Source organism: uncultured Blautia sp., from assembly GCF_902497045.1.
Taxonomy (GTDB): domain Bacteria; phylum Bacillota; class Clostridia; order Lachnospirales; family Lachnospiraceae; genus Blautia_A.
This window is the reverse complement of the sequence record NZ_CABVDF010000139.1, coordinates 1-7,387: the sequence shown is the minus strand read 5'-3', so window position 1 is coordinate 7,387 and position 7,387 is coordinate 1. Positions and strand designations below refer to the sequence as shown.

The window sequence follows — 7,387 nt, the reverse complement described above, 5'->3', positions numbered from 1 at the left end:
ATATTAAAAATTTTCAGCCGGTAATGCTAAGTAATTTATAATACGATTATACAGTCAGAAAAGACTAATAAAAGAAGAGGAAAACGCTGCGGTGCCTTCCTCTTCTTTTATTTAGAAGAAAATTTAGAAAAGAAGGAAGGGGAGAAGAGCCATGTATCTTGAAACATATTTTACGGAAAGACTATGAAAAAAGCTAGCATATAATGCTATGGGAGGTCAGCACACGATTCCGATTCTGGTGTTACAAGAGTTCCGTAAACGGGATATTGTAGAAAAAATCAGGAATTTTATTGGCTGCCAGGCTGGGTTTTCTGATCATGATCTGTTACAGGAAATACAGAAATTTATTACCGTACATCTGGACTCGCAGGGAATTATCCTCTATATGGACGTACTGGGGAATTTGCCGCGTGCAAGAAATAGTTACAAGTAAGGACAAATGTGGTAAAAGAAAGAGTATTAGCAGTTCCAGATACAAGCATTTTTATTGCGGAGTTGCCGGAAGCAACCAGAAATATCATACGGAAAGATTTAGAGGAACATGCAAGGGAACATCATTACCGGCTGGAATGGGACCGGGAAAGTAAAGATTATGTGGCAATGAGCCGGAGATTTTGCGATATGGAAAACATTTATACGGATACATATCTGCATTTCTGCGAGACAGGGGAAGATATAGAACCCTATGAAAAAAGCCTGAAGCGGACTATTTCTATCAGGTTGTATCAAGATGAGGTAGAAGAGCTCTGTAGGAAGTCTGGAAAAGTTGGGCTATCAATCGGTGAACTATTTGAAAACTTTGTTGCAGATTTGATTTGTGGTACACATACCAATGGTTCTGATGAACGCATGTATATTGAGCAATGGTTTGACCGGTGCTATTTCAGTATTATGCCAGAGGAAACATTTTTATCTTATCTGCTTGAAATGCGGGAGATAGACAGTGTTTTGGAATGCTGGGAAATCTTGCAGGAGTTGAAGGAGCTGGAAGAGCCGGATTGTTATGATAAAGAGGAACTGGAGATACAGCAGAACACTTTGGAAGACTATTTTCAGGAATATAGAACCTATACAAGAGAAACGACAGAAGACCAGTTGGAAGCTGCTATGGAAAAGGTGCTGGAATGGAATAAAGAAAGAGAGTATTTGTTGGAGGGAAATGTCCCAGATAAGTCTTTGGGACGGTAGCCGGATTGGAGAAAGGAAGAAAACAGTGATAAGTAATGCGGAAAGAATTGTGTTAAGAAATATGTACCCACCGGGGTGTCGGGTAGAGTTGGAAGATATGGAAGCTGATCCGTATGTAAAACTGAGTCCCGGTGATTTAGGAACCGTACAGTTTGTAGATGATGCCGGACAGATTCATGTATCTTGGGATTGCGGACACAGCCTTGCTATGGTATTTGGTGTTGATCATTGCAGATGTATTATGAGAGAGGAACGTTTGCAGGAGCTATTACAAAGAGTACAGGCTATGCCATTTGAGAGTTTGGAAAAAATGGAACTGTATATTAGGGAAAAATTATCCGGGGCTTTCCCTAAAATCAGTTTTCAGGAGAAAGAAGGGCAGGAGGCTTTTGTAGATATGGGAGTTGCTGCATTTATGAAAAAAGGTCTTGGTGTGGCAATTCAATATGAAACTGACAGCCAGCAGCACATCTTTATAAAAAAGATGGAAATGCAGGGACAGGAGTTGGAAAGGAAAAATCCTTTTCCAGTACAGAAGAAGCGATAAGAATGGTTTCTTTTAATTGCAAAAATCGACAATTTTTTTTGGATATTACTTGACAGGATAGGGAAAAAGCACTCTCCTTCATATGCTGGGAGGTTTGGATTATGCAACCTCCGGCAGTGTGTTTGTGTCCGGAAAAGAGATCTTTAAACTGAATGAGTCGGAACTGACGATTTTTCGCAGAAGAAATATAGGATTTGTTTTTCAGAACTATAATCTGGTTCCCATATTAAATGTTTATGAAAATATTGTGCTTCCAATGGAACTGGATGGAGAAAAACCGGATAAAAGGTTTATAAAAGAGATCATGGAGATGCTTGGCATCTTTGAAAAAAAGAACAGCATGCCAAACCAGCTTTCCGGAGGACAGCAGCAGAGAGTTGCCATAGCAAGGGCACTGGCAAGTAAACCTGCGATTATTCTTGCAGATGAACCAACAGGAAACCTGGACAGCAAAACCAGCCAGGAGGTACTGGGACTGCTGAAACTGACGGGAGAACAGTTTCAGCAGACCATTGTGATGATCACACATAACGATGCCATGGCGCAGCTGGCGGATCGGGTGATTCGAATTGAAGACGGGAAGATCACAGGAGGGAACGGGCTATGAGAAATAACAATCAGAAGGTGATCAGCCGTCTTTCAGGAAGAAGCCTGAAAAACAATAAAATGAGAAACTGCTTTGCCGTTGCTGCCATTGCTCTGACCTGTATGATGTTTACCGCTCTGGCAGCTATGGGAATGGGGATTTCAGATGCCATGCAGGAAACTACCATGCGGGAGGTTGGAGGGCGTTTTCATGCCGGGCTGAAAGGGGTAACCCAGGAGCAGATGAATCAGGTAACAGCAGATAAACGGGTAAAGGATTATTCCTGGAATATTTTCCTGGGTATAGCGGAGAACCTTGTGAAGAGACAGTATGAGATCCGTCTGGCACAGGGAGAAAAAGAACTGGAGAATTCTTTTATTGAACTGAAGGAGGGAAGTCTTCCGGAAAAAATGGATGATATCGTTGTGGATACTTATGTTCTGGATGAAATGAAGCTTCCCTATGAATTGGGGACTGCCATACCTCTGGAATTTACTTTCCATGGACAGAAAGTCAGCAAAACCTTCCGGGTATGCGGCTGGTATGAAGGAAATAAGCTTGGTCATGCTTCAGAGCTTTATATTTCAGAAGCTTTCTGGAAAAATTTAAAAGGAACGCTTACCGATCAGGAGATGAAAGAATGGGGCATGGCACATCCACAGGATTCCGGTGCAGGGCTTTATTCGGTAGGTCTGTATTTTGACAGTCCTGCAGAAAGTGAAGATGCTGTACGGGCCGTTATCCGGGATGCCGGTTATTATCCGGATGGAGCAGCAGAAGGATATAAACCAGAAGAATCCATTGATTATGGAATAAACTGGGCTTATATGGAGAATCGTGCAGAAAATGCAGATCCTCTGATGCTGGCAATTCTGAGTCTGGTGTTTCTGGCGATTCTGCTTACCGGGTATCTGATCATTTACAATATCTTTTATATTTCAGTGGTTCAGGATATTCGTTTTTATGGTCTTTTAAAAACAGTGGGAACCACCAAAAAACAGATCAGAGCCATAATCCGCCGTCAGGCGCTGGTCTTATCGATTATAGGGATTCCCATTGGTCTGGCAGCAGGATATGGAGTGTCTGAACTGCTTTTCCCCTTTGTTATGGAGATTACTTCCTATACAGATCTGGGGATCAGCCTGAAAATCCGTCCGCAGGTAGCTGTATTCGGAATCGTTTTTGCCCTTCTGACCGTTTTTATCAGCTGCCGGAAGCCCGGAAAAATTGCCGGAAGTGTATCTCCGGTGGAGGCGGTCCGGTATACAGAAGGAAAAGGAAGCCGTAAAAAAAGAAAGAAATCCGAAAAAGGCGCGCGGATACACCGGATGGCTTTGTCAAATATGGGAAGAAATAAGAAAAAAACAACGCTGGTACTGGTATCTCTTTCTATGAGCATGATACTTTTATGTATAGTGCTTACAGGCGTAGGAAGCTTTCGAGTAGACTCCTATCTGGAACAGCGTCTTCTTGGCGACGTACTTCTGGCATCAGTAAATCTTACTGGAAGCGGCGCGGTAAAAGTGGCAGATTATCAGATAGATGAGGAGTATGTGAAGCTGGCAGATGCACAGCCGGGAGTCACGGCGAAAAACGAGCTATGGCAGATTTACAATAATGTATCGCTTTTTACAGATGATACCGCAATGGAACGATACCAGAGGTTTCAGGATCAGGGGCTTCTGCGGCAGGATGATTTTTCCTCCTCGATCATAGATGATGTGAAAAATCGAAGACAGCTGGAAACCCGTACTTATGGGTATGATGATGCTGTTCTTTCCAAACTGAAGGTTCTGGACGGCCAGCTGGACGTGGAAAAGTTTGTCCAGGGAGGTTATATCCTTCTGACAGACATTATCGGTGACCATACGGAAGGTGCCAGTATTTATAAGCCCGGGGAAAAGGTAAAGCTGCTTGTTCCCACAGAGGAGTCAGAACTTATTGAGGATAAAGATGAAACAGGAGAAGTTACTGGCTATCACTGGGAAAACCTGGGAGAAACAGAGTATAAGGTCATGGCCATTGTGGATATTCCCGGCAGTATGACGGATATGACTTTTCCGGTAAACGGTGTACAGGCGGTGATCCCCAGACAGGATGTAGAACAGGCTATGGGCAGCTGGTGCTTTGGTATTTCCTATGAGGTAGAGGAGGAATATCTTGACAGCTTTATACAGACGGTAAAGGATTATTCGGAAAATGTAAACAAAGAAATGGGATATCTTTCCAAGGACGAACTGGTGGAGGGTTTCCAGACCATGAACAGTTCTATTCGCATGATCGGTATTGCATTAAGCGCAGTGATTGCCTTTGTGGGAATTTTAAATTTTATCAATTCCATTATTACCGGAATTATTGCCAGAAAAAGAGAATTTGCGATTCTTTGCAGTATCGGAATGACAGAGCAGCAGCTAAAGAGGATGCTTCTGGAAGAAAGTATGTATTATGTGCTGATCTCAGGCAGTATCAGCCTGATCCTTGGTATGGCGCTTTCACGGATCATAATGACGGCATTGAACAATGTGATTCTGTTTTTTACCTATCGCCCAAACTTTCAGACATTTGTCATCATGCTGCCGATACTGGCGGTTCTTGCTGTGCTGGTACCTTCACTTTCCTACCGGCGGATGAAAAAAGAAAGTATCGTAGAGCGGCTGAGGGATACAGAGTAAAATTTCTGTTTGTGAAAGTGGAGCGGATTTAAGTTTCTTATTACCCACAGACGATGCATATGAAAAAAGGCAGATCATGTGCAGTGCTGCGTTTCCTGGTAAACCTGTGCGCTGATTTGCTGCCATTCGCACGAACTCGCCTGACGGCTCAGACAGCGTGCTCGGTGGCAGCAGCTAACACAGGCTTACCGATGGAAGCCTCGCAAGGCTCGAACCAGCTTGTGTAAGAGAAGAATCCAATTCTGTATGTCCTTTACAGACAAAAAATTATATTCTGCCTCACCCTCACAAACACAAAGTTATTTTACAGATTGACATATCTTCTCCACGGGTTACAATGAAAGAAAACATAGAAAGTAAGGGACTGATCGTAACTGTGAAGTGTTGGACAATCACAGGGATCTGATCCGGAGGAGGTGTAGGTTATGCAGATCACAGACCTGCAGATTCGGAATTTTAAATCCATAAAAAGTATTCATATTTCGGATATTGAGAACGCTTTGATTCTGGTAGGACAGAACAATACAGGGAAGACGGCGGTTCTGGATGCTATTCGGGCAGTAAGCGGCGATTACCAGATCTGTCTGGAGGATTTTCTGGAAGATTTTCCGAATATTGAGATTGGGGTCAAACTTCAGATCACGGAAGAGGATCTTACCCGGATGCAGGAAAAACGGATTATCAGCCCATATCGGAATTATACTTCCTGGTATCAGGATTTTTGCCGGAAACTTCCTTCCTATCAGGATGGGATCCTTACCTTTGAGTTTGCAGCAAACAAAGAAGGACGAATCCGCTACAGTGACGGTTATCAGAAAAACAACAGCTATATCCCAGAGGTTTTTCCAAAGGTGTATTATATCGGAGCCCAGAGAAAGATGGATTTTCTCCAGGAAAACATCCTGCTGCTTCAGGAGGATGAGCTTTTGAAACAGATGCGTTCGGACTGCTGCATGTTTGACCGGGCAAAAAAATGTACCCATTGTTTTTCCTGTATTGGATATCTGAACCAGAAAACAACAGAAGAACTGAATGCATTTGAAACCGCCAAGCTTCTGGATTATAAGCTGTATCAGCTGAATCTGGATGATTTTTCACAACGGGTTAATGAGAACTTCCGGAAAAACGGGGGAAAAGAGCAGATTTTTTATTCCATGAACCGTGATATTGAAAAAATGCTTTCGGTAACGGCAGAGGTCTATGACGAAAAACAGGAAAAATATAAACCGATCAGCTGTCTGGGAAAAGGTATGAGAAGTATTTATATGCTTTCTCTTCTGGAAACCTGTGAGGAAACAGGAGATGACGCGGCAGATCTGATTATTGTGGAAAATCCGGAAATATTTCTTCATCCCAGACTGCAGAAGGTATCCGGAGATATTTTGTACCGTCTTTGCAGATCAGCCCAGGTAATCTTTTCCACCCATTCTGCCAATCTTCTTTCAAACTTTAACAGCAGACAGATCCGCCAGATGATCCAGGGAGAAGACGGATACGCAAAAATCTGTGAGAAAACAGATATCAGTGCAGTTCTTGATGATCTGGGATATTCTGCCGGAGACCTGATGAACGTGAATTTTGTGTTTATTGTGGAAGGAAAGCAGGATAAAACAAGGCTGCCGCTTCTTCTGAAAAAATATTATTCAGAACTTCATGACGAGGAGGGAAATCTTCAGAGGATTGCCATTATTACAACAAACAGCTGTACCAATATCAAAACCTATGCGAATCTGAAGTATATGAACCAGATCTACCTGAAAGATAATTTCCTGATGATCCGGGACGGGGACGGCAAGGACAGGGAAGTGCTTCAGCGTCAGCTGTGTAAATATTATGAAGACAGAAATCTGGAGGATATAGACAGACTTCCCAGAGTTATGCCGAGGAATGTATTGATCCTGAAATATTATTCCTTTGAAAATTACTTTTTTAATCCAAAGGTCATGGCGCAGCTTGGGGTCATCAGTTCCGAAGAGGAATTTTATGAGATCTTTCTGGAAAAATGGAAAGAATACCTTCACAGGATCAAAAGTGGAAAAAATCTCCGGGAGGTACTTGGCAGGGATCTGGAGACTCCGGAAGATGTAAAATCGCACATGGAGGAAATCAGGATCTATATGAGGGGGCATAATCTTTATGATATTTTTTATAGCAGATATAAAAAAGAAGAAACAGAGCTGCTGACCCGGTATATTGAGATTGCCCCACGGGAGGATTTCCGGGATATTCTGGATGCTGTAGATCAGTTTATTTATTTTGAAAACAGAAAAAAATAAAGCGGAAGGGGAAGACAGCCTGCCTTATAAACTGATCAGGGTTTAGCAACAGCAAGTTGCCTTGCAGTCCTGAGGTAAAAGTATATGATATCTGTGGAGGTGAAATTTTTCATGGAAA

The 7,387-nt window shown here is 42.6% G+C and carries 3 protein-coding genes and 2 pseudogenes; all 5 read left to right on the top strand.

The window, feature by feature from the left end; all coding sequences use genetic code 11:
• Positions 1-441 precede the first annotated feature (441 nt).
• The 5 genes and pseudogenes from RDS42_RS10165 (at position 442) to RDS42_RS10145 (ending at position 7,269) form a co-directional block, all read left to right on the top strand.
• Positions 442-1,188, top strand: a complete 747-nt coding sequence (locus RDS42_RS10165) for a hypothetical protein (RefSeq protein WP_195956084.1) — start codon at positions 442-444, stop codon at positions 1,186-1,188.
• Positions 1,160-1,429, top strand: a pseudogene (locus tag RDS42_RS10160) (DUF4314 domain-containing protein); the annotation flags it as partial. The gene RDS42_RS10165 and the pseudogene RDS42_RS10160, both read left to right, overlap by 29 nt.
• A 358-nt stretch (positions 1,430-1,787) precedes the next feature.
• Positions 1,788-2,342: pseudogene (locus RDS42_RS10155) on the top strand (ABC transporter ATP-binding protein); the annotation flags it as partial.
• Complete coding sequence (locus RDS42_RS10150; protein ID WP_308783563.1) at positions 2,339-4,993, top strand: ABC transporter permease; 2,655 nt, start codon at positions 2,339-2,341, stop codon at positions 4,991-4,993. The pseudogene RDS42_RS10155 and the gene RDS42_RS10150, both read left to right, overlap by 4 nt.
• 425 nt (positions 4,994-5,418) lie before the next feature.
• The gene (locus RDS42_RS10145; RefSeq protein WP_308783562.1) at positions 5,419-7,269 is read left to right on the top strand and encodes an AAA family ATPase; all 1,851 of its coding nucleotides are present in this window, start codon (positions 5,419-5,421) and stop codon (positions 7,267-7,269) included.
• Positions 7,270-7,387: the final 118 nt, after the last annotated feature.